General features: G+C 66.5%; 21 protein-coding genes. 10 read left to right on the top strand and 11 right to left on the bottom strand.

Annotated elements, in window-relative coordinates:
• Positions 1–32 precede the first annotated feature (32 nt).
• The gene (locus tag NQ038_RS03795) at positions 33–1,019 is read right to left on the bottom strand and encodes a DMT family transporter (RefSeq protein ID WP_257047605.1); all 987 of its coding nucleotides are present in this window, start codon (positions 1,017–1,019) and stop codon (positions 33–35) included.
• Positions 1,020–1,230: 211 nt separating this feature from the next.
• Between NQ038_RS03795 and NQ038_RS03790 the strand changes: the two genes are divergently transcribed.
• From NQ038_RS03790 to NQ038_RS03750, 9 genes are all read left to right on the top strand, one after another.
• Complete coding sequence (locus NQ038_RS03790; protein WP_257047604.1) at positions 1,231–1,833, top strand: hypothetical protein; 603 nt, start codon at positions 1,231–1,233, stop codon at positions 1,831–1,833.
• A 118-nt stretch (positions 1,834–1,951) separates the two neighbouring features.
• A complete protein-coding gene (locus tag NQ038_RS03785; RefSeq protein WP_257047603.1) occupies positions 1,952–2,707 on the top strand; it encodes a response regulator transcription factor in 756 nt (251 codons plus the stop codon).
• 60 nt (positions 2,708–2,767) lie between these two features.
• Positions 2,768–4,495, top strand: coding sequence for an ATP-binding protein (locus NQ038_RS03780; protein WP_373456774.1), 1,728 nt, complete (start codon positions 2,768–2,770; stop codon positions 4,493–4,495).
• Positions 4,492–5,748: a S1C family serine protease gene (locus NQ038_RS03775; RefSeq protein WP_257047602.1), complete on the top strand. Its 1,257-nt coding sequence runs from the start codon at positions 4,492–4,494 to the stop codon at positions 5,746–5,748. Before NQ038_RS03780 ends, NQ038_RS03775 begins: the two co-directional genes overlap by 4 nt.
• 226 nt (positions 5,749–5,974) lie before the next feature.
• Positions 5,975–6,265 carry a WXG100 family type VII secretion target gene (locus NQ038_RS03770; protein ID WP_257047601.1) on the top strand — a complete coding sequence of 97 codons (291 nt, stop codon included), beginning with the start codon at positions 5,975–5,977 and terminating at the stop codon, positions 6,263–6,265.
• A gap of 110 nt (positions 6,266–6,375) precedes the next feature.
• Positions 6,376–7,152, top strand: a complete 777-nt coding sequence (locus tag NQ038_RS03765; protein ID WP_257047600.1) for a PspA/IM30 family protein — start codon at positions 6,376–6,378, stop codon at positions 7,150–7,152.
• Positions 7,149–7,433, top strand: coding sequence for a hypothetical protein (locus tag NQ038_RS03760; RefSeq protein ID WP_257047599.1), 285 nt, complete (start codon positions 7,149–7,151; stop codon positions 7,431–7,433). Before NQ038_RS03765 ends, NQ038_RS03760 begins: the two co-directional genes overlap by 4 nt.
• Positions 7,434–7,519: 86 nt before the next feature.
• A complete protein-coding gene (gene htpX, locus NQ038_RS03755) occupies positions 7,520–8,431 on the top strand; it encodes a zinc metalloprotease HtpX (protein WP_257047598.1) in 912 nt (303 codons plus the stop codon).
• Positions 8,432–8,490: 59 nt separating this feature from the next.
• A complete protein-coding gene (locus tag NQ038_RS03750; RefSeq protein WP_257047597.1) occupies positions 8,491–9,072 on the top strand; it encodes a hypothetical protein in 582 nt (193 codons plus the stop codon).
• Between the two features lie 59 nt (positions 9,073–9,131).
• On the opposite strand, the gene NQ038_RS03745 is transcribed toward NQ038_RS03750, so the two are convergent.
• The 8 genes from NQ038_RS03745 to NQ038_RS03710 form a co-directional block, all read right to left on the bottom strand.
• A complete protein-coding gene (locus tag NQ038_RS03745; protein ID WP_257047595.1) occupies positions 9,132–9,344 on the bottom strand; it encodes an RNA-binding S4 domain-containing protein in 213 nt (70 codons plus the stop codon).
• 76 nt (positions 9,345–9,420) lie between these two features.
• Positions 9,421–10,239 carry a hypothetical protein gene (locus NQ038_RS03740; protein ID WP_257047594.1) on the bottom strand — a complete coding sequence of 273 codons (819 nt, stop codon included), beginning with the start codon at positions 10,237–10,239 and terminating at the stop codon, positions 9,421–9,423.
• A 174-nt stretch (positions 10,240–10,413) separates the two neighbouring features.
• Positions 10,414–12,039 carry a chaperonin GroEL gene (groL, locus tag NQ038_RS03735; protein WP_257047592.1) on the bottom strand — a complete coding sequence of 542 codons (1,626 nt, stop codon included), beginning with the start codon at positions 12,037–12,039 and terminating at the stop codon, positions 10,414–10,416.
• A 300-nt stretch (positions 12,040–12,339) separates the two neighbouring features.
• The gene (locus NQ038_RS03730; RefSeq protein ID WP_257047591.1) at positions 12,340–12,543 is read right to left on the bottom strand and encodes a cold-shock protein; all 204 of its coding nucleotides are present in this window, start codon (positions 12,541–12,543) and stop codon (positions 12,340–12,342) included.
• 165 nt (positions 12,544–12,708) lie between these two features.
• A complete protein-coding gene (locus tag NQ038_RS03725; protein WP_257047590.1) occupies positions 12,709–13,332 on the bottom strand; it encodes a LytR C-terminal domain-containing protein in 624 nt (207 codons plus the stop codon).
• 4 nt (positions 13,333–13,336) lie between these two features.
• Positions 13,337–13,636 carry a DUF3263 domain-containing protein gene (locus NQ038_RS03720; protein ID WP_257047772.1) on the bottom strand — a complete coding sequence of 100 codons (300 nt, stop codon included), beginning with the start codon at positions 13,634–13,636 and terminating at the stop codon, positions 13,337–13,339.
• 270 nt (positions 13,637–13,906) lie between these two features.
• Entirely contained in the window at positions 13,907–15,823 is a 1,917-nt protein-coding gene (locus NQ038_RS03715; RefSeq protein ID WP_257047588.1) for an HNH endonuclease signature motif containing protein, read from the bottom strand.
• A gap of 343 nt (positions 15,824–16,166) precedes the next feature.
• Positions 16,167–17,642: an aldehyde dehydrogenase family protein gene (locus NQ038_RS03710; protein WP_257047587.1), complete on the bottom strand. Its 1,476-nt coding sequence runs from the start codon at positions 17,640–17,642 to the stop codon at positions 16,167–16,169.
• 193 nt (positions 17,643–17,835) lie between these two features.
• On the opposite strand from NQ038_RS03710, the gene NQ038_RS03705 reads away from it, so the two are divergent.
• Positions 17,836–18,519, top strand: coding sequence for a uracil-DNA glycosylase (locus NQ038_RS03705; RefSeq protein ID WP_257047586.1), 684 nt, complete (start codon positions 17,836–17,838; stop codon positions 18,517–18,519).
• 39 nt (positions 18,520–18,558) lie between these two features.
• Here NQ038_RS03705 and NQ038_RS03700 read toward each other — a convergent pair whose 3' ends face one another.
• Both NQ038_RS03700 and NQ038_RS03695 read right to left on the bottom strand, forming a co-directional pair.
• Entirely contained in the window at positions 18,559–20,160 is a 1,602-nt protein-coding gene (locus NQ038_RS03700) for a threonine/serine exporter family protein (RefSeq protein WP_257047584.1), read from the bottom strand.
• The gene (locus tag NQ038_RS03695; RefSeq protein WP_257047582.1) at positions 20,157–21,431 is read right to left on the bottom strand and encodes an amidohydrolase; all 1,275 of its coding nucleotides are present in this window, start codon (positions 21,429–21,431) and stop codon (positions 20,157–20,159) included. Before NQ038_RS03695 ends, NQ038_RS03700 begins: the two co-directional genes overlap by 4 nt.
• Positions 21,432–21,561 lie beyond the last annotated feature (130 nt).

Here is a 21,561-nt window from a genome sequence, read left to right as displayed (position 1 = left end):
GCCCGGCCGCTGTGGCCGGTCCGCGGGTCTGCTCAGCGGTGGGCAGGGTGCTCGGCGGGGGCACGGACCGCGGCCGGCGCCTCGACATCGCCGAGGTCGACGATGCGCGCCCGGCGGGCCTGCCGGTTCTCGCCGACCTTGATGAACACGACCCCGGCCAGGATCAGCACTCCCCCGAGGCCCTGGATGGCGTGCGGCAGTTCACGCAGCAGCCACCAGGAGGCCAGCACGGAGATCGGGACCTCGAGGAGGTTGATGAAGGCGCCCAGGCTCGCGCCGACGTAGCGCAGGCCCCACACGCCGAAGGCGTAGGCACCCACCGTCAGCCCGACGATCGCCGCCATCGCCAGCCACCAGGGAACTGCATAACCCGCCGCGTGCACGGGCGCCGTCGTGTAGTCCACGTCGATCACCCTGCTCAGGCACACCACCAGGACCAGCAGAGCACCGGTGAACATGCCCAGGCCCAGCAGCGGAATCGGCGGGATCGGATTATCGGATTTGGCCGAGACCATGAAGAAGCTGGCCAGGCAGCAGGCCGCGCCAAGGGCGAACAGCACACCGACCAGGTTCAGATCGGCGCCGCGCGGGTCGAGCACCACCAGCAGGCCGGCCACCGCACAGACCATGCCGACCAGGGTCGGCACCGCCGGCCGCACCCCTGTGCGAATCCACAGCCAGAACACGATGAGCAGGGGCGCCGTCATCTCCAACAGCAGTGCGATGGACACCTGCATGCGTTCGACGGCCAGGAAGAACAGCAGTTGAACCCCGGCCATCGAGATGACCCCGTAGGACACGACGTCCTTCCAGTAACGGCCCAGCAGGTGCCAGCGGGAGTGCATGGCCACCAGGGTGGGGACCGCCAGCACCGCGGCACAGCCTGCCAACCGCAGGAACACCACGGGGCCGGGCGTCCATCCCGTGGCGTACATGGCCTTGGCGATCGGCCCGGCCAAGGCGAAGCACAGGTTCGACAACAGGGTCAGGACCACGCCAGTGGCGAAGCCGTGTTTCATGGAGTGCGGGCCTTTTCACGAGGAGGATGGACGCGGTGTCGTACCGGCGCCGGAGGGGTCACCTCCATTGAAGTCCCGCCGCCGTGGCACGGGCAATCCCCGGGGCGGGGAATCCCCCGCGGTGTGAGTAACCTCTCGCCTCCGGCGCGCCCGTATATCACGCGGTTCCCGCATTGCCGCCGTACGCCGCCCGTTGCTACCGTCGATTGTCATGAGACATTCGAAACTGACAACGGTATCGGCACTGCTGGCCTCGGCCACCCTCCTGCTCAGCGCATGCGGGGGCACCGACGACAAGCCCGCCGAGCAGGCGGCCTCGCAGGCTCCCGCGGGCGCGGCCTCGCAGCAGGCCGGCGACCAGGGCGGCGCCACGGCCGAGGGCGAGAAGTACCAGGGCTCCGAATACAGCTTCAACGTGCCCAAGGGCTGGAAGAAGGCCAAGAACGCGAATGCGGATATCGCCTTCGCCGACTCGAAGAAGACCGACGGCTTCGCGTCGAACCTCAACATCAACTCCACCGGCGGAATGTCCAAGCTGACCGCCGACGACGTCGAGTCCCAGGCCCCCGGCCAGCTGCAGGCCGGCGGCGGCAAGGACGTCAAGGTCGGCGAGCGCGCCACCGTGGCAGGTGAGCAGGTCGCCCACATCTCCGCGAATATGGATGTCTCCGGAATCGAGTACGCCGCCGATCAGTTCTACCTGGTCCACGGCGACAAGGCCCATATCCTCACGATCTCCACCCCCACCGGCTTCTCCGCCGAGCAACGCGCGGAACTGTCCGAGTCGATTCTGAACACCTGGGCCTGGAAGTAGGCCACGGCCGGTGACCGCGGCGGGACCGGCGCTCGCCGCGGAAACACCGCCCGGATAATATGATTTAGATCACAATCACATTCAGGGGACTTCCAGACTAAGGGAGCACCATGGAGGCATGAGCACCTCAACAGACCCCCAGGTACCCGAGGCGACCCTGCTGGTCGTCGACGACGAACCCAATATCCGCGAACTCCTGTCCACCAGCCTGCGCTTCGCAGGATTCGAAGTCGAATCCGCCGCCAACGGCGCCGAGGCCCTGCGGCTGGCCGAAACCACCGAACCGGACCTGTTGGTCCTCGACGTGATGCTGCCCGATATGGACGGCTTCACCGTCACCCGCCGCCTGCGCCAGGCCGGCCGCCACATCCCCGTGGTCTTCCTGACCGCCCGTGACGACACCTCCGATAAGATCACCGGCCTGACCGTCGGCGGCGACGACTACGTCACCAAGCCCTTCAGCCTCGAGGAAGTCGTCGCCCGCATCCGCGCGGTGCTGCGCCGAACCCATTCGATCGAGGAAGAGGAGTCGGCCGTCATCACGGTGGGCGAACTGGAACTCGACGACGACACGCACGAGGTCCGCCGGGCGGGGATCCTCATCGACCTCTCCCCCACCGAATTCAAGCTCCTGCGCTACCTCATGCTCAACGCCAACCGGGTGCTGTCGAAGTCGCAGATCCTCGACCACGTATGGGAATACGACTTCGGCGGTGACACCGGCATCGTCGAATCGTACATCTCCTATCTGCGCCGCAAGGTCGACACCGCACCGGCCACCGATGAGGCGGGCAATCCGCTCGACCTGACGTGGACGCCGATGATCCAGACCAAACGCGGCGTGGGTTACATGCTGCGCACCACCGACAAGTAACGAAGAGCGGGGCCCATCATCTCTTCTCCGGTCAGACAGACACGCGGCCGCAGATCCGTCGTGTGGGAGGACTGGTCGCTCACGGCCAAGCTCCTGACGATCATGATGGCGCTGCTGCTGTTGGTGCTCACTGGCACCAGCGCATGGGTTCTGGAGAACCTGCGCGGCAGCCTCATCAGTCGCACGGACGACCGCCTGCAGTCAGCCGCCCAGGCTCTGGCCCAGCAGGCGGCCAACGAGGTCTTCGCCAATCCCCCGTTGGCCGCCGCGGATTCGCAGAACGGGGTCACGGCCGACTCGCTGCGCAAGCTGCTGCCGGCGAACTACTATGTGCAGTTCTACGATGCACGGGGGCAGCGGGCATTCAAACCGGTCGGCCCGGACAGCGACAATGTGCCCAGCCTGCCGGCCGTCGACGACAAGACCGTCGAGTCGCAGGGCGGGCGTCCCTTCACCGTCAACGGCAGCAGGGGGCAGTGGCGCGTTGTGGCCCTGGGGGTGAACAAAACCGATTTCAACGTGGCGGTGGCGATCCCCTTCGACCGTGACGTCGACCAGATCACCACCTATGCACGCAACTCCAGTCTGGGCATAGGCCTGTTGGCCATGGCGATCGTGGCCGGGGTGGGGTACTTCGCCATCACCAACACGTTCAGGCCACTCAAGGACATCGAGACCACCGCCGGTCGGATCGCCGCAGGAGACCTCACCCAGCGCGTCACGGAGTATCCACCCGGTACGGAGCTGGGCCGACTGTCCAAATCGCTGAACACGATGCTGGGCCAGATCGAGACCTCATTCGACGGCAGAACCCAGTCCGAGAAGAAGATGCGCCAGTTCGTCTCCGACGCCTCACACGAACTGCGAACCCCGCTGGTGACCATCCGCGGCTATGCCGAACTGTACCGACAGGGTGCACTGCGCACGGACGAACAGGTCGGAATGGCCATGGAGCGCATCGAATCCGAGGCCAAGCGGATGGGCGTACTGGTCGAGGACCTGGTCGCACTGGCCAGGCTGGACGAACACCGGCCGCAGGAGACCGGCCCCGTCGACGTGGGTCGGATCATGCAGGACGCCGCAGCGGACGCCGTGGCCCAGGCGCCGGACCGCGATATCAGCTTCATCGGCCTCGACGGCGGTGATGCCCAGCCGATCCCGCCGGTGCTCGGCGATGAGGCCAAACTGCGGCAGGTCATCGTCAATCTGGCCGCCAACGCCGTCCGGCACACCCCCGGCGGAACCGCCATCGAATTCGCCATCGGCACCCTCGATCCCACGGACCGGGGGCCGGCGGGTGGATCCGGGCCGCGCCCAGGGTCCGCCGGACCCCAGGGCGGGGCCGGCGCGCCCGCCGTCCAGGCTCCGCCCCGGCCCACCGCCAAGCCGAAGGCCCCCAAGCAGGGCTCGAAGAACACCGCCATTTTGGGCAAGTGGGGCTCTCGGCAGAATACGGGCAAGCAGGGCACCGGCGATCAGCGACCGGCCGGAGGAGCCGCCCAGGCCGCACAGATCCCGGCCGGCTGGGCCCGGCTGGAGATCCGCGACCATGGCGAGGGAATCAGCCGGGAGGACGCCAAGAAGATCTTCGAGCGCTTCTACCGGGTGGACGCCTCACGCACCCGTGACACCGGAGGGTCGGGATTGGGCCTGTCGATCGTCAAGGCGATCGTGGAGAACCACCGGGGCCGGATCTCGGTGCTCGACACCCCGGGCGGCGGCGCCACCTTCCGCGTCGACCTGCCGGTGGGCGGCGGACACGACACCATGAGAAAGGACGAGGCATGAGCCAGCAATACTTCGGAGGCGACGGCCAGGACTGGCAGGGCGGATACGCCTACGGCTCCCAGCCCTACGGCGGGCAGCCGCCCGCACAGGTGCCACCGCCCCCCTCGTCGCCGCCGAGCATGCCGCCGACGTCCCCGCGCAAGCCGCGCCGTGGGCCGGGCTGGGGCGCGGTCCTGGGAATCGCCGCGGCCGCAGCGGTGTTGGGCGCCGTGGTCGGCGGAGCCGGTGCAGTGGGCATCGACAAGCTCACCACCGACAACACGGCCGAGAGCCAGTCGGCAACCGTGGAGACACCCAACTGGACGAAGATCTCCCAGGACGCCTCCAAATCCGTCGTCGCCATCCAGGTCGGCAAGAACGGCCAGCTCTCCGGGCTGGGCTCCGGCTTCGTCTACAAGGACGGCGGCCACGTCATCACCAACAACCACGTCGTCGCAGACGCGGCCGGCCCCGGTGGCGAAGTCCAGGTCGTCTTCACCAATGGGGACACGGTCGGAGCCAAGATCGTGGGCCGCGATCCATTGACCGATATCGCCGTGCTCGCCATCGCCGACAAGCCCAAAGACATCGCGCCCTTGAATGTCGGGGATTCCGGTTCCCTCAAGGTCGGCCAACCGGTGATGGCGCTGGGCAACCCGCTGGGTCTGGCCGACACCGTGACCACCGGCATCGTCTCAGCGCTCAACCGCCCGGTGGCCACGAGCCAGAACGACGACCCGCAGTCCCGGTCGCAGGATTCGGAGACCACCATCTCCAACGCCATCCAGACCGATGCCGCAATCAACCCGGGCAACTCCGGCGGGCCCCTGGTCGACGGAGCGGGCAGAGTGGTGGGGGTGAATTCCGCGGCGGCCTCGCTGAACGCCGGGGCGGGATCGTCCGGACAGAGCGGTTCGATCGGCATCGGCTTCGCCGTGCCGATCAACCAGGCGACCAGTATCGCCGATCAGCTCATCTCCACGGGTTCTGCCAAACATCCCTTCCTGGGCGTGACCATCGTCAACGGAACGGTCAAACAGGGCGGGATCGGCAGAGGTGCCGCCAATGTCGAATCGGTCCAGGGGGGCTCTCCCGCGGCCAAGGCCGGGCTGCGCAAGGGCGACTCGATCATCGCGGCCGACGGCACCCCGGTGAACTCGAACGTCTCCCTGCAGGCCCTGGTGCGCGCGCACGGCACCGACCGGCCGATGGAGCTGACGGTGATCCGCGGCGACTCCACCCGGCAGGTGTCCGTGAAGCTGGCGATGCAGTAGGCACACCGGCCACGGATCACAGCCGGCCCGCAGCCGCCCCGACCGCCGAGCCGCAGACTGTGGATGCCGGCACAACCGTGCAGCGGCCCGCCTGTGGACAGGCAGATCTTGTCCACAGGCGGGCCGCTGTGTCTTGTCCGCCCGTCGGCCGGCCCACAGGATGGAATCGGTGGGGATACCCGCCCGCCCCGTTTCACGGGACGACTCAAAGGGGAAGGAGCGGATCATGTCGACATTCCAGGTCGATTCGGACAGAGTACTCGCGGCGGCCGGGATCGCTGCCACAACGGCAGGTAACCTCGGCGGCCAGGTGGATGCGCTGATGCGGCAGTTGAATGCCCTGGGCGACTGTTGGCAGGGCAGCGCGGCGGCGAATTTCCAACAATTGGCACACGAGTGGGAGGGGGTGCAGAAACAGGTGCACGGTTCGCTCGAGCGCATTCAGGCGGCACTGCAACAGGCCGGGCGACAATACGCCGAGGTCGAACTGGCCACCGCCCGGATGTTCACCGGCTGATCCTGCGGGAAATTTCCAGGGTGGGCCAGTAGGCTTGAGCAAAGCACTCCGGCCGGGGTGCGGGAATTCCGCGTCCCGGCCGGTCCACCCGCCAAAGGAGACTCGCACCCATGGGCATTTTCAAGCGGATCGGCACGATCTTCGGGGCCAAGGCAGACAAGGTCCTCGACAAGGCCGAGAACCCCAATGAAACCCTTGACTACTCGTATAAGAAGCAGCTCGAACTGCTGCAGAAGGTACGCCGTGGCGTAGCCGATGTGGCCACCAGCCGTAAGCGCCTGGAACTGCAGATCAACCAGTTGCAGGCACAGCAGTCCAAGCTCCAGGGGCAGGCGCAGAAGGCACTCGAGATGGGCCGCGAGGATCTGGCCCGCGAAGCCCTGACCCGCAAGTCGGGACTGGATTCTCAGATCGCGGATCTGGGGGCCCAGCACGAACAGCTGGTGGGCGAAGAGCAGAAGCTGTCGCTGGCCTCCCAGCGCCTGCAGGCCAAGGTCGATTCCTTCCGGACGAAGAAGGAAACCATCAAGGCCAACTACACCGCGGCCCAGGCACAGACGCAGATCGGGGAGGCCTTCTCCGGTATCTCCGAGGAATTCGGCGATGTGGGCATGGCGATCCAGCGCGCCGAGGACAAGACACAGCAGCTGCAGGCCCGGGCCGGCGCCGTGGACGAACTCATCGCCTCCGGCGTGCTCGACGATTCGGTCGGCGGCGCGCCGCGCGATGACATCGAATCCCAGCTCGAGGCCATGTCCTCGGCCTCGGATGTGGAGACCGAACTCGCCCGGATGCGCGAATCCCTGCCCGGCGGGGGCTCTACCGGCCAGGGACAGCTGACCGACGAGGCCGCACAGGATGCACCGGCGCAGGGGGATGCGAAATGATCGTGCGCATCATGGGCGAAGGACAGTTCGACGTTGCGGAAGTCGAACAGGCCGCCCTGCAGAACTATGATGACCGGGTCGAGGCCGCAGTCGACTCCGGAGACGAACAGGCCGTGACGGACACCCTGCACGCCCTGCGCACCTTCATTCTGGAGCACGCCAAGCCGGTCCCCGATGACTACCTGGCGCCCTCCGACATCGTCATCCCGTTCCCGGACGCCACCCTGGAGCAGATCCGCGAGCTCCTCACGGGTGAGGGCTTCATCCCCAACATCGTCTGAGTCGGGGCCGGCCGCCCAGCGGGTTCGTCCCGCCGGGCCGTCGGCACCCCATTTCGCACCACCTCGCAGCACAGGGAGCAACCACCATGGCCGCCAATCGTTTCGTCAAGGACCGCGGACTGAGCTTCCGCATGGGGCTGAGCCTGTTCCTCAACGGACTCATCTACGTCATCCTCATCCTGGCGATCTGGGCGATCCTGGGCCGCAGCACCGGTGGGGTGATCATCGCCGTGCTCATCAGCGGCGGCGCCTTCTTCTTCCAGTGGTATCTCTCCGACTCCATCGCGATGCGCTCCATGGGCGCCCACGAGGTCAGCCAGCAGCAGGCACCTGAACTCCATCTCATGGTCGACCGCCTGTGCCAACTGGCCGATATGCCCAAACCCCGGGTGGCGTACTCCGACTCGCCCGTCGCCAACGCCTTCGCCACGGGCCGCAGCCCCAACCACTCGGTCGTCTGTGTGACCCGTGGGCTGCTGGAGACCCTGGAACCGGCCGAGGTCGAGGCCGTGCTGTCCCACGAACTGTCCCATGTGGCCCACCGCGATGTCACGGTGATGACCGTCGCCGGAGTCACCGGCGTGGTCGCGGGACTGATGATGCGCGCCTGGATGTTCTCACCATCGCGCGGCGGCGATCGCAACAACAACGCCGCCATCGTCATGTTGGCGATGACCGTGGTCGGAGCGGTCGTCTACGCGCTGTCCTTCTTCCTCATCCGCGTGCTCTCACGCTACCGCGAGCTCGCAGCCGATCGGGCCGGTGCCCTGTTGACCGGGCAGCCGTCCACCCTGGCCTCGGCCCTGGTCAAGATCACCGGGGAAATGGGGCGGGTGCCCCAGCAGGATCTACGTGATGTCTCCGCGGCCAACCACCTGGCCTTCGCACCGGCCATCAACGGTTCCTCGGTCAAGCAGCTGTTCTCCACCCACCCCACCCTGCAGCAGCGGCTCGATCAGCTGCAGCGGATCGCCGGCCAGCTCTCGCAGCGCGGCTGAGCCGACCGCCCGCGCACCGACACCGACCACACGAGACGTAGGAAAAGAGAGACCTCCCCATGGGATTCTTCGACGCACTGCTGGGCCGATCCAAGCCCAAGCAGTCGAACCTCGACGACCTCTTCGCTCTGCCACCGGCGGCGCTGACCCTGCAGGCCGCCACCGACTTCTCCCCGACCGGCTTCGCCGGGGTGGCGTTCCGCCAAGTGGAGGGAGGCGCCTTCGCCCAGGTCGAAGCGGAGAGTCGGGCACTGATCGAATCCGACCCGACCGCGGCCGTCCACCAGGTCAACGACGGTTACGGTTTCACGTGGCAGGTCGTGTCCTCCTCGGAGATCGACGTACCAGGACTGGTGACCAATATGCACGCGGTCAATTCCAGCCTCGAGGCCCAGGGATTCGGACCCATGCTGCTGTGCTCCACCCTGTACTTCCGGTCTTCTGCCGGGGTCAATGCCGCACTGGTCTACCTGTACAAGCGCGGTACCTTCTACCCCTTCGTCCAGGTGGGACCGAACCGGCGCGATACGGCAGTGGAGTTCAACATCCGTTCGGCCATCGGCGCCGATCTGCGATTCGAGGACGATCTGTCCAAGTGGTCACCGGTGTGGGACGCTCCGGGACTGACCGACTCACTATAAGGTTCCCGATCTCCGTCACACCGGGGCCCGGTGCGTCCTCTGCGGCGCCCGGGCCGGTGTCAGGCGCGGGCCACGGTGAAGGACTCCCCCATGAGTTCCACAGTGGCGCCCGGGTGAATCGTCGCACCCCGGCGGGTCTCCGTGCGACCATCTACGCTGACCTGCCCATCGGCGATGAGCTGTTTGGCCATGGCCCCGTCCTCGACAATGCCGGAGAGTTTCAGGAGCTGGCCCAGGCGGATACTGTCATCGCGGATCTCTACGGTTTCCATGGTCCTCCAGTCTAGTCCGCCGCCGGCACAACAAGTCAAAGGGGCCGAGGCGAAGATCCCAGACCGGGCAGAGGGGCTAGAACAAGTCTCCGAAGTCCATATCCCCACCGAAGTCCCCACCGCCGAGGTCTCCGCCCATATCGGCTCCACCGGTGATGTCCTGACCGAAGTCACCGTCGGCCATCATCTCCTGCTGGTCCCAGCCCATCGGGCCGAAGGCGTGTCCCATACCGCCCATGAGCATCGCGCCCATCAGCACCCCTGGCAGCATGCCCGAACCGGCATAGCCGTTGAAGTAGCCGCGGTTGTACTGGGCGTAGGCGGGGCCCGCCTCCCAGTAGGCGCGCCGGGAATAGCCATCCGCCCCCGGTACCTTGCGCACGGCGGGTTCGGCGCCCACTGCCAGGCGTTCGGCATCGGCCGCGCATACCGGCACGGGACGCAACCGCCCACCCGCCGGAGCCCAGTCGACGTCTTCGACGCTGGGGCCGTGCTGGGGGTTGAAGAAACAGGGTGGGCGACGCACCGGCAGTGGCTTGCCCTCGACCCTGGCGCGCACGCAGCTGGCGGCGTAGCGGCCGTCCTCCAGCGCCTGCGTCACATGCGCGATGTCCTCGGGCCGTTGTACCGCCTCCAGTGTGTTCTTGGCGGTGTCATAGGCTTCCAGAGCCCGCTTGTAGTCCTGCCTGCCACCTTCGTCCAGCTGGACGCCCGCGGTGACGATGTCAAGATCTGCGACCAGTTCGCCGAACTGGGTGACATCCTCTTCAGCGGTCCGCCTGACCATGTCGAGTTCTTCGGCCTGCTGGGCCACCCGGCGCTGTTTCTCCTTGTGCGACGACCAGAAGAACCCCACGCCGATGATGGCGAGGATGAGGAGAAAGACAAACCCCATGGATACTACTCCCGATACAAGCTGATTGATCCGACGCCTTCAATTATGGAGTGGGAGTCTGTGCGCGCACTGAAACCCTGCTGTCCCCGGACCGGGTAGAGCCCTGGAAGACAACCGGCGGCGCACCCTATGATCGGGGTGCGCCGCCGGTTGTCGGTACTGGGTGAACCGGACTCAGAAGTCCATGCCGCCCATGCCGCCGGTCGGATCCGCGGCGGGGGCCGCGGGTTCCGGCTTATCGGCCACGACGGCCTCGGTCGTCAGGAACAGGCCTGCGATCGATGCCGCGTTCTCCAGCGCGGAACGGGTGACCTTGACCGGGTCGTTGATGCCGGCTCCCAGCAGATCGACGTACTCGCCGGTCGCGGCGTTGAGGCCGTGTCCGATGGGCAGCGTGCGGACCTTTTCGGCCACGACGCCGGGCTCCAGGCCCGCATTCGTCGCGATCTGCTTGAGCGGGGCCTCAATGGCGACCTTGACGATCGCAGCACCGGTGGCCTCGTCGCCGGTCAGTTCGAGCGTGTCGAACGCCGAGGCGCCCGCCTGGATCAGGGCAACGCCGCCGCCGGCGACGATGCCCTCTTCCACAGCCGCCTTCGCATTGCGCACCGCGTCCTCGATGCGGTGCTTGCGCTCGTTGAGCTCGACCTCGGTGGCGGCACCGGCCTTGATGACGGCCACGCCGCCGGCCAGCTTGGCCAGGCGCTCCTGGAGCTTCTCACGGTCGTAGTCGGAGTCGGTGTTCTCGATCTCCGCACGGATCTGGGCCACGCGGCCCGCGATCTCCTCGGAGTCGCCGGCACCTTCGACGATCGTCGTCTCGTCCTTCGTGATGACGACCTTGCGGGCGGTGCCCAGCAGATCCACGGTGGCGTTCTCGAGCTTCAGGCCCACCTCTTCGGCGATGACCTGGCCACCGGTGAGGATGGCGATATCGGCCAGCTGCGCCTTGCGGCGGTCACCGAAGCCCGGTGCCTTGACGGCGACGGACTTGAAGGTGCCACGGATCTTGTTGACCACCAGAACCGCCAGGGCTTCGCCCTCGACGTCTTCGGCGATGATCAGCAGCGGCTTGCCCGACTGCTGGACCTTCTCCAGGACGGGCAGCAGGTCCTTCACATTGCTGATCTTCGAGTTGGCGATCAGGATGTAGGGATCCTCCAGAACGGTCTCCTGGCGTTCCGTATCGGTGACGAAGTAACCGGAGATGTAGCCCTTGTCGAAGCGCATGCCCTCGGTGAGCTCCAGCTCCAGGCCGAAGGTGTTCGACTCCTCGACGGTGACGACGCCTTCCTTGCCGACCTTGTCGATCGCCTCGGCGATCAGCTCACCGATCGCCGGATCGCCGGCGGAGATGCCCGCGGTGGCTGCGATCTGTTCCTTGGTCTCGATTTCCTTGGCGGAGTCGAGCAGGGTCGCGGTCACGGCCGCGACAGCCTTCTCGATGCCCCGGCGCAGGCCGACCGGATCGGCTCCGGCTGCGACGTTGCGCAGGCCCTCGCGGACCAGCGCCTGGGCCAGGACGGTGGCGGTCGTGGTGCCGTCACCTGCGACGTCGTCGGTCTTCTTGGCGACTTCCTTGACGAGTTCCGCGCCGATCTTCTCGTACGGATCCTCGAGCTCGATCTCCTTGGCGATGGACACACCATCGTTGGTGATGGTCGGTGCGCCCCACTTCTTTTCCAGCACGACGTTGCGGCCGCGCGGTCCGAGCGTGACCTTGACTGCGTCAGCCAAGGTGTTCAGACCGGTTTCGAGGCCACGACGCGCTTCTTCGTCGAATGCAATGAGCTTTGCCATGGTGGCTAGCGTCCTCCCTGTACGGGGTGGATTGTTGAACCCTCATCGCCAGCGCCCGCGACGGCCGACTACTGAATGCCTGTTTCCCTTCCACAGACACCCGCAGCCACTACCCACGATGATGGCTTTCACCACCTATAGATTTAGCACTCTCACCGGGAGAGTGCAAAATCCTGGCCGCGGAACGCGCTCGATTTCGCCGCGGGATGAAAGCGTGAATGACCAGTGGGGCGGAACATCCCCAGGATGTTCCGCCCCACACGGTTCAGCGGGACCGAAAGTCCGGTGATCGACCGTCGATCACAGCGGCGTGACGTTCTCCGCCTGCGGACCCTTGCTGCCCTCACCGATCTCGAACTCAACGGCCTGGCCCTCGGCAAGCGACCGGTATCCGTCCATCTGGATCTGGGTGTGGTGGACGAAAACGTCGTCGTCAGCGCCGTTGACGGTGATGAAACCGTAGCCCTTTTCGGCGTTGAACCACTTGACTGTGCCTTGCGTCATGATGACTCCATTATTGCTCTGATACAAGCCGCACGGTCAGGATCGGCCGCACGACGGTGTCCACCATAGTTCACCCGTAGGGCCATTACCCGTCGGTGGCGGCTTTTATGACAAAGCTGCAATGAGACTGCCGGATTGTTGCGAAATCGTGTGGGAGCCGCCCTGTCACTCAGCCAGATCGGTACAGAGAAGAACTGCCAGATCAGTGCTGAAACGGGTCGACTGTTTGGTCTCCGTGGCGCCGATCTCCTCGGCCAGGGTCTGCGCGGCCTCCTCGTTCGAGGACTCCTTGTAGTACACGGTTGTGCTCTTCGACGCCGAGGACTGGTTGCCCGTCGAGGTGACCGTCCAGCCCCGGTTCTCCAGGGTCGACTTGAGCTTGGCGGCAGCCCCGGTCTTGCCCGAGGCGTTGAACACCCCGACCTCGATATCCGACTTGTCGACGTCCGAGTCCCCGGTCGCCGTGGGTTCGGACGACTCACCGGAGGTCGGCGCGCTCGATGCCGATCCCCCCTGTGACTTCTCGTCCTTACCGTCGCCGTCCTTGCCGTCATCGCCCTGGGTCGCATCGGCGGCGGCGCCCTGTTCCGCGACCGTCTCCGGATCACCGGCGGAGCGCTTGATGATGTTGATCGTCCCGCCGACCAGCAGGAGGGCGACGATGGCCAGGACGGTCACCAGGGTGATCGCCGCGCCCTGGCTCAGGGGGCCTGCGGGGCGGCGGTGCGCACCCTTCTTCGACACCGGTTGCAGGTTGTCGAACTCGTCCTCGGGATACTGATGCGTCATGTTCCTACTTTGCGATTCGGTGGGCGGCACGGCCGTGCTGTCGGGTGTCACGGATCCGGCGCAGCCGTTTGATCAGAATGGGATCTGCGATGTAGGCGCGGGGGTCGTCGAGCAGTGCGCCCAGGGCTTGGAAGTAGTCGGCCGCACCCAGGTCGAAACTTTCCCGGATGGCCCTGTCCTTAGCTCCGGAGTACACGGGCCACTGCGCTTCGAACTCGAGCACCGCGGCTTCGAAGTCCGTCAGCCCACTGCACGCGGCCGCGCCGCCGGTGTTCTCAGCTTGAGTGTTCTCGGCTTCGACCATCACACCTTCCTCCTTCGTCCCCGATAGTTTAACCGGCCCGAGGCTGCCCGCCCCTCAACCACACGGTTCTGGGAATGTCCATCAGCCAATGATCAGGGAAAGTACCCACAGCCGGGGAAAGGTTGGAGAAGAAGCCGGGGTAACCTGCACTAGTCGTGAAATCACTAGTCATGAAATAAAGAGACCACGGAGCTGACGGGCAGCCCCTGTGCCGTCTATTCCAGGTTGATTTCTGCGAGCTGCCCGTTTGAGACAGCCTGCTTACCCGGTTCAGAAGGGTGGGAGATCCGTGTCATCGGCATCGGGGGCGATGCCCGCATCCCCGGTGTAGGACCCATGAGTGCCCCACGGCGTGCCGGGACCCGGAGGACCGGTGCCGGATGTGCAGGCACCCAGAGCACCTGTGGCAGGCAGAGTGCCGGTCCCCGATGTCGTGGATGAACCCGGTGAACCCGAAGTCTTAGACGAGTCTGGCGGGCCTGGTGGATCGGGTGGGTCGCTCAGGTCCGATTCTGTGTCCCAGTCAGGTGGGGAGAAATCCTCCGGCACCCACACCGGCGGCAAACCCGCAGCGTTCCACGCAGCACTCACATCCACCAGAGCAGCCGCGAACCGGGAATGAAACACCGGCCGCTGCTCCAGATCCACATGCCGGGGAGGAATCCAGGCAGGCAAACCACCAATCAGTTCGGCCCGCCACCCATGCTGGTCATGCCACGTGTGATGGAACCGGCACGCCAAGGTCAGATTCGCCACCGTCGTGGGTCCACCAGAGGACCAGGGGATCATATGGTGGGCATCACACCACCCCACCGGCATATCACACCCCGGGAACGTGCACCCCCGATCACGAGCGGCGATCAACTCAACCTGCCGCCGCGTAGCAAACCGACTAGCACTGTGCACGGTGACTTCCCGGGTACCTGGCTGTGTGGCTTGGAAGTACACGAGGGCACCCGGAGACAGGGATTCCAGATCCTGCAACCCGATCGGGCCTGCCGTGGACTCGACCTCCGCCTTGTCCTGCGCATACTCTTCAGCAGTCGCCGTGACCACCAGGGCCATCCCCGCACCCTGCGGACCCGAACCCGCAGCCCGGTCAATCAAGGTCGCGAACATGTCATGACGACGTGCCCCATCGGGCCGCTCCCGATACCCAAACGGATGATCCGCTTTCGTCGTGGGCTGCCCATCAACCGTCACCGCGCTAGCCGGCAGGTCACCGGGTGGCAGATCGCAGCCGGGTTCATCGAGCCCAGCCCCGGGTTCAGCTCCGCCACCGGGCACACCCGCGCCCTCTCCCCAGACCGTGTCGGCAGGAACCGCATCCAGGCCACCGACCTCAGTAACCGCACCCGCTCCCGTCGCGTCCTCCACCAGCACTCCGGGCTCCTGCCGATTCGTCAAGAGCCCATGCAACTTCCCACCCGTCACCGGATCCAGTAGACCCGTGAGATTCCACGCACCATTCCTCCGCGGCGTCACCGTCACGTGATACTCATCAACCAACGGTGGAACCTCGGCGAAGCGTCCATCGGGATCCAGGTAGGCTCGAATCCGAGAACCCAACACACGAACCTGGTCCACATCAACACTCGGCACCGTGTCCACGAGTAGCCTCTCGGCCGTGGCGTGATGAACATGCCGGACCTGGTGGGGGATCTTCTCGATCTCCCGGATCACCGCCTGCGCCTGATCCACCGACACACCCCCGTCCGCCAGGGCGAGGGCAACATGCGGGTAGGCGGGTTCCAGACGCGCACCCGTTAAAGACCGGCCGGCACCGATCGCGTGTGCGAACCGCACCCGCCGCCTCGCGGCCGCCCCATCAATCCTCAACAGGCGAGTCACCAGGGCCGGAAGAGTCTTCGCACCATAATCAACAGTGGGCACCTCGTATTCGGCCCGCGCCAGAACAACAGCCTCGGTCGAGGCGGTCACGCGGGACAGGTGTTCGATTCCCTTGAGCACCAGGAGCAGGTCGGAAGCGTCAAGACTGGGATCCGTACCCACACCGGCACCCAGACCAGCGAGTGACTCACTGGCGTGAACGAGTTCCGGAGCGATCTCCTGCAAACGCTCCCAATCGTCGGGGGTCAGCAAGGGGTCCGCCGGGCGGGCGAAGACCCCAGGGTTCTTGTCATCATCGGGGGAACCAGCACGTGGGAGGGTGGAATCAATGGTCATGATCTCTCCCCTCCTCCTGTACCGGACCCGGGTCCGGACGCTGCTGTCAGAAGCCGCACTGAGTATTCAGCACACGCGTGTTGTGACTGTGTCGGGGAAGACGAGCCGTAAAACCTGACGGGACTTTGCTGTCCGATTCGGGTTTCCTGACCTACCTCAAGTGTAGCGCAGGCCACTCATGAAGGGAAGGGTTTATTCGAAACTGGTTTCCGATGTTTGCCGAATAGAGTTTCTCTGTTTCGGTGGCAGCAGTGGTAGCAGATGCGCTGGGTGGCATCAGGAACGAAAGAGCCCCGCCGCTACCAGCTGTTGCCAGTAACGACGGGGCTCGAACTCCCTACGCTCAGTCCCGGGGTGCGATGTGGACGTTGATCTGCTTGATCTGTGTGAAGCCCTCCAACATGCCCTCCAGGGATGCCTCGCGGCCGAAGCCCGAGGTCTTCATCCCGCCGTAGGACTGACCGACGATCTGCGGGCCACCCTGGTTGACCTGCACCCAGCCGGACTCGATCGCATCCGCCACACGCAGGGCGCGGTCCACATCGTGGGTGAACACATAGGCCGCCAAGCCGTAATCGGAGTCGTTGGCCATCGCCACGACCTCCTCCTCCGTGGAGAAGGGGATGACCGACAGGACCGGGCCGAAGATCTCCTCACGGCTGGTCTGCCAGTCGTTCTTGGCCTTGGAGAAGATGACCGGCGCATGGTAGAAGCCGGGTTCGCCGACCTCCATGTCGGCCTCGCCATCATAGGCGATGTCGACGCCGGGCATCGACTTGCCGATCTCGATGTAGTTCGTGATCTGGTCGAACTGCTTCTGGTTGATCACGCAGCCGATGTCCGTGGACTCCTCCCGCGGATCGCCGACCTTCATCTGCGCGACCTCGGCGACCAGCTTTGCCAGGAAGTCATCGTAGATGTCCTCGTGCAGGAACAGCCGCGAGCCCATGGTGCAGGACTGTCCCTGGCGGGCGAAGCGGGTGGACAACAGCACCTGGGACAGCGTGTAGTCGTCGTTCGAATCGGGGAACACGATATTCGGGCTCTTGCCGCCGAGCTCCATCGAGGAGTGCGCCAGCCGGGCGCCGGCGACTTCCGCCACGTGCTTGCCCACACGGGTCGAACCCGTGAACGAGACCTTGTCGACATCCGGGTGGGTGGTCAGGGCCTCGCCGATCACGGAGCCCTTGCCCGTGACGACGTTGAGCACGCCGGCGGGGAAGATATCGCCGATGATCCTGGCCATCTTGAGGATCGTCAGAGGTGCGTCCTCGGCGCATTTGAGGACGAGCGTATTGCCCGCTGCCAGGGCGGCCGGGGTCTTGAAGGCCGCGATCATCAGCGGCGAATTCCACGGCAGGATGCCCGCGACGACGCCCAGGGGCACCCGGCGAGTGAAGTGCAGCTGGTCCGGCGCCGTGGGCAGCACATCGCCCTTGACCTCGCCCGCGACACCTCCCATATAGCGGAACAGGTCGACCAGGATGGTGGTCTCCGGGCGCGCCTGGGTGCGCAGTGCGTTGCCGGTGTCGACCGAGGTCAGCTGTGCCAGCTCCTCGGCGTGCGCCTCGAGCGCGTCGGCGGCGCGCACCAACAGCTTCTGGCGTTCCTTGAAATGCAGGGCGGACCAGGCGGGGAACGCCGCCCTGGCCGCTTTGACCGCCCGGTCCGCGTCGGCATCCTTGCCTTCGGGGACCGTCGCGATGACGACGGTGCGATCGATCGGGGTGATGACATCGGCCCGGGTGCCGTCGACCGCGTCGACCCATTCGCCGCCGATGTACATCTGCCAGTCCTGCTTGACCGGGAAGTCGGCCATGACTCGTCTCCTCTCAGCGGGCGCCCGTGCGCCCGGATGTTCTGTGAGCGGGCCCGTCCGGACCCGGCGGGGCCGGGGATGGGACCCACCTCTCAGACTAGCCGGATCACAGTGGCCCGCGCCACGCCGCGGGCCCGTCCACGACACGGCACCGGCGCACACGGCCTGTGCACACGGCCAGTAGGCTGGGCGTATGGACGATGCCCCCTTGGACAACATCATGGCCCCCGATTGGGCCCGTGCACTGGCCCCGGTCGCCGAGCAGATCCATGCGATGGGCGACTTCCTGCGCGCCGAGAACGCCGCCGGCCGGGGCTATCTGCCGGCGGGAGCGAACGTGTTCCGCGCCTTCCGCGCTCCCCTGGCGGACGTCCGCGTGCTCATCGTCGGGCAGGACCCCTATCCGACCCCGGGCCATCCGATAGGCCTGTCCTTCGCGGTCGATCCACACGTCAGGCCGATCCCCCGGTCGCTGAACAACATCTACCGGGAGCTGAACGACGATCTGGGCATCGCCCCGGCCGCACACGGCGATCTGTCCGCCTGGAGCGAGCAGGGCGTCATGCTGCTCAACAGGTGCCTGACCGTGCGCCCCGGTAAGCCCGCGTCTCATCGGGGCCGTGGCTGGGAGGCGATCACCGATGCGGCGATCGCCGCGCTGGTGGAGCGCGGGGGCCCACTCGTGGCGATCCTGTGGGGACGCGATGCACAGTCCCTGGCCCCGCAGCTACCGGGCGTCCCGACCATCACCTCGCCCCATCCCTCGCCGCTGTCGGCCTCCCGCGGATTCTTCGGCTCTCGGCCCTTCAGCCGGGCGAACGGACTGCTGGAGCAGCAGGGCAGCGCGCCGATCGACTGGCGGGTGGACAGGGGCTGAGGCCCGTGCCGGACGCCGCTGCGGGCCCGCATGCGCCGTTCAGGCCGAGGTGGCCGGTTCCGCTGCCTGCTGCCGGTATTCGGTGATCCGCTTGCGCAGATGACTCTGCAGCGGTGCGCAGATGAAGCCGCCGAGCACGGCGCCCACCGCCAGTGCCGCATTCGTGGCGACTGCCAGGAACAGCGCCGACAACCCCGAGGCGACCGTGACCGAATCGCTGCCGACCATGTTGTAGGCGGCAGAGAAGATCGACAGGCCGGCCAGCAGCGGGTAGAGCGCGGGGATCAGGTAGACGATCGAAGCGGTGCGCCTCCAGATCGCCACGGGATAGGCCAACACACCGACGACCAGCGAGCTGATGAACGAGTTCGCCACGCCGGTGATGCCCAGGCCGCCCAGACCCCAATTGCACAGGAATCCGACCATGCCGATGGCCGCGGCGGGCAGGATCACCCGCTTGGAGGCCTGCATGCCCACCGCTCCGGCTGCCGCGACGACCCCCGAGGCCGCCAAAGAGGCCAGCACCGTGCCCAGCCCCGTGAGCGCACTCGAGTCGATGAGCACGTCGATATCGCGCAGGTTCATGGCAGCGGCCAGGGACAGCCCTGCGGCGATCCCCGAGACGATTCCCGCGAAGGTCATGAACACGCCCACGAACTTGCCCGCAGCGGTCAGCGGGAAACTCGTCAGGGCGTCCTCGACGGCCGCCAGCAGGCTCTGAGTGGGCAGCAGCAGGACGATGCCCGCCGCCACCAGATACTGCGGGCTGGAGACCAGACCGAAGTTCCAGGCGACCGTCGCGACCAGGGTCGCCAACAGGGACTGCCCCGCGGTGATGAAGAAGCCGGGCACACCGGTCCGGCCCAACAGCTTGCCCACCCCGTCGAACACGATGGCCATGATGAAGCCCAGGGTCATCGAGATCGGTCCGCCACCCACCAGGATGGTGAACGCCCCGACCAGGGCCGCCCAGGCACCGGTGATGAACCATTCCGGATACGGCCGCGGCTGCCGCCGGATGGCATCGAGGCGGGAGCGCGCCGTATCGAAGTCGACCTTGCCATCGACGATATCGGCGATCAGGGCGTGCAGGGAGGAGATCTTCGCATAGTGCAGGGACTCGTCGCGGGTCACCCGCACAACGGTCAGCAGTCGGCCCTCCGGGTCCGCGTAGTGGACCGTCAGCGCCCCCGAGGTCAGGTCGATCTCGACATTGGGCAGGCCCAGCGCGGTGCACACCGCGATCACCGCGATCTCCACGTCCTTGGAGCCCGCACCCGCGCGCAACAGCATCCGGCCGGTGTCGACGGCGAAGTCCAGGATCATCCTGGCCTCGTCCTCGTTCTTCGCCTGTGGCTGCACCGGAGCCTGATAGGCGGTCCCCTTGAGCCGGGCCACCAGCGGGATCGGCTGGGTGGTGGGTTCCGGATCGGTGACGATCCGGTCCACCGCCCGGCGGGCTATCCGCTCGGCGGCACGGCGTTTGCCACCGGCGGTCTGCGGGGCGGCATGGGCCTGGGCCGAGCCGCGCAGCAGCTGCTGAACGCGCTTCCTGCTGCGCGCCCGCTCTGCCCTGGCCTGACGCTCTGCTTCCCGCTCGGCCGCCGTCTCACCGGCTTCTGACTGCGGCCGGTCGGTCACGGCACGTTCACGAGGGTGGGACCGTAGGGATCTGCGACATCGGCGGCGCCGGTGGCGTCGTTGTGCGTGTAGACCTGCCGGCCGTCGATGAAGACCCGTTCGACGCGCGAGAGCACGTCCAGCGGATCGCCCGACCAGACGACGACATCGGCATCGGTGTCAGGTGCCAGGGAACCCAGTCGGCCCTCCAGGCCGAACATCAGCGCCGGGTTGATGGTCAGCGCCTGCAGCGCCGTGTCGCGTGGCAGTCCCTCCTTGACCGCCAGGGACGCCTCGTGGATGAGGAAGTTGATGGGGATCACCGGGTGGTCGGTGGTCAGCGCGATCCGCACGCCTGCGGCCGCGAGCGCGGCCGGCGTCGACAGCGTCCGATTGCGCAGTTCGACCTTCGACCGGCTGGTCATCAGCGGCCCCACGATGCAGTCGACGCCCTCGGCGGCCAGGAAGTCGGCGATCCGGTGGCCCTCCGTGGCATGGTTGATCACGACCCGGTAGCCGAATTCCTTGGACAGCCGGATGGCGGTGGCGATGTCGTCGGCACGGTGGCAGTGCTGGTCCCAGGCGAGTTCGCCGTCGAGTACCTGGACCAGCGTTTCCTTGCCCAGGTCCCGGGTGAAGGGCTTGCCCTCGGCCTCTGCGTACTCCTTTGCGGCCCTGTAGTCCTGAGCGGCGGTGAACGCCCTGCGCAGTTCGCGCGCCACGCCCGTGCGCTTCGAGGGTTCCTTACCCTGGTTGCCGAAGAAGCGCTTGGGGTTCTCCCCCAGCGCCGACTTCACCGACAGGTCCTGGCTGATGAGCATCTCGTCGACGATCCGGCCCCAGACCTTGACCGCCGCGGAGCGCCCTCCGATCGGATTGGCCGAACCCGGCTTGATCAGAGCTGCGGTCACCCCGCCGCGCAGGGCGTCCTTGAAGCCGATGTCATCGGGGTTGATCCCATCGAGCGCGCGCAGTCCGGAACCGTCCGGGGTCATCGATTCGTTGGTGTCGTCACCGGCGTCGGGCACTCCGTCCTCGTCGATGCCGATGTGCCCGTGGGCCTCGAACAGGCCGGGCGTCACGTACTTGCCGGTGGCGTCGATCGTCTGAGTGCCCTCCGGTGCGCTCAGGGTACCGACCGGGCCGTAAGCGGCGATGCGGCCGTCGACGAGCAGCACATCGCCGGTTGCCAGCGCCTCGACAGGCCGGCCGGCGCGGTCGGCGATCGGCAGGACTGTCGCGCCGGTGAGCAGGACGGGTGTGCGGGAAGGAACCGGAACCGGGTTGTACATGTGAACTCCTTGGTAGATGAACGGCCGCGGACGGACCTTCTGCCGGACGGGAGCGAGGTCCCGCCCAGCACTACGATAACGAGTCAGTCGGGGTGGCGCCTGCATGGCCGGGGTGTTTCCCCTGCCAGGA

Origin of the sequence: Brevibacterium sp. 50QC2O2 (assembly GCF_024580675.1) — a bacterium.
In the GTDB taxonomy this organism is placed as follows: domain Bacteria; phylum Actinomycetota; class Actinomycetes; order Actinomycetales; family Brevibacteriaceae; genus Brevibacterium; species Brevibacterium moorei.
This window is presented reverse-complemented; position numbering and strand designations above follow the sequence as displayed.

Coding starts and splice junctions, on each gene's coding strand:
- NQ038_RS03795 (WP_257047605.1), bottom strand. CDS start 1,019: ATGAAACACGGCTTCGCCACTGGCGTGGTCCTGACCCTGTTGTCGAAC.
- NQ038_RS03790 (WP_257047604.1), top strand. CDS start 1,231: ATGAGACATTCGAAACTGACAACGGTATCGGCACTGCTGGCCTCGGCC.
- NQ038_RS03785 (WP_257047603.1), top strand. CDS start 1,952: ATGAGCACCTCAACAGACCCCCAGGTACCCGAGGCGACCCTGCTGGTC.
- NQ038_RS03775 (WP_257047602.1), top strand. CDS start 4,492: ATGAGCCAGCAATACTTCGGAGGCGACGGCCAGGACTGGCAGGGCGGA.
- NQ038_RS03770 (WP_257047601.1), top strand. CDS start 5,975: ATGTCGACATTCCAGGTCGATTCGGACAGAGTACTCGCGGCGGCCGGG.
- NQ038_RS03765 (WP_257047600.1), top strand. CDS start 6,376: ATGGGCATTTTCAAGCGGATCGGCACGATCTTCGGGGCCAAGGCAGAC.
- NQ038_RS03760 (WP_257047599.1), top strand. CDS start 7,149: ATGATCGTGCGCATCATGGGCGAAGGACAGTTCGACGTTGCGGAAGTC.
- htpX (WP_257047598.1), top strand. CDS start 7,520: ATGGCCGCCAATCGTTTCGTCAAGGACCGCGGACTGAGCTTCCGCATG.
- NQ038_RS03750 (WP_257047597.1), top strand. CDS start 8,491: ATGGGATTCTTCGACGCACTGCTGGGCCGATCCAAGCCCAAGCAGTCG.
- NQ038_RS03745 (WP_257047595.1), bottom strand. CDS start 9,344: ATGGAAACCGTAGAGATCCGCGATGACAGTATCCGCCTGGGCCAGCTC.
- NQ038_RS03740 (WP_257047594.1), bottom strand. CDS start 10,239: ATGGGGTTTGTCTTTCTCCTCATCCTCGCCATCATCGGCGTGGGGTTC.
- groL (WP_257047592.1), bottom strand. CDS start 12,039: ATGGCAAAGCTCATTGCATTCGACGAAGAAGCGCGTCGTGGCCTCGAA.
- NQ038_RS03730 (WP_257047591.1), bottom strand. CDS start 12,543: ATGACGCAAGGCACAGTCAAGTGGTTCAACGCCGAAAAGGGCTACGGT.
- NQ038_RS03725 (WP_257047590.1), bottom strand. CDS start 13,332: ATGACGCATCAGTATCCCGAGGACGAGTTCGACAACCTGCAACCGGTG.
- NQ038_RS03720 (WP_257047772.1), bottom strand. CDS start 13,636: ATGGTCGAAGCCGAGAACACTCAAGCTGAGAACACCGGCGGCGCGGCC.
- NQ038_RS03715 (WP_257047588.1), bottom strand. CDS start 15,823: ATGACCATTGATTCCACCCTCCCACGTGCTGGTTCCCCCGATGATGAC.
- NQ038_RS03710 (WP_257047587.1), bottom strand. CDS start 17,642: ATGGCCGACTTCCCGGTCAAGCAGGACTGGCAGATGTACATCGGCGGC.
- NQ038_RS03705 (WP_257047586.1), top strand. CDS start 17,836: ATGGACGATGCCCCCTTGGACAACATCATGGCCCCCGATTGGGCCCGT.
- NQ038_RS03695 (WP_257047582.1), bottom strand. CDS start 21,431: ATGTACAACCCGGTTCCGGTTCCTTCCCGCACACCCGTCCTGCTCACC.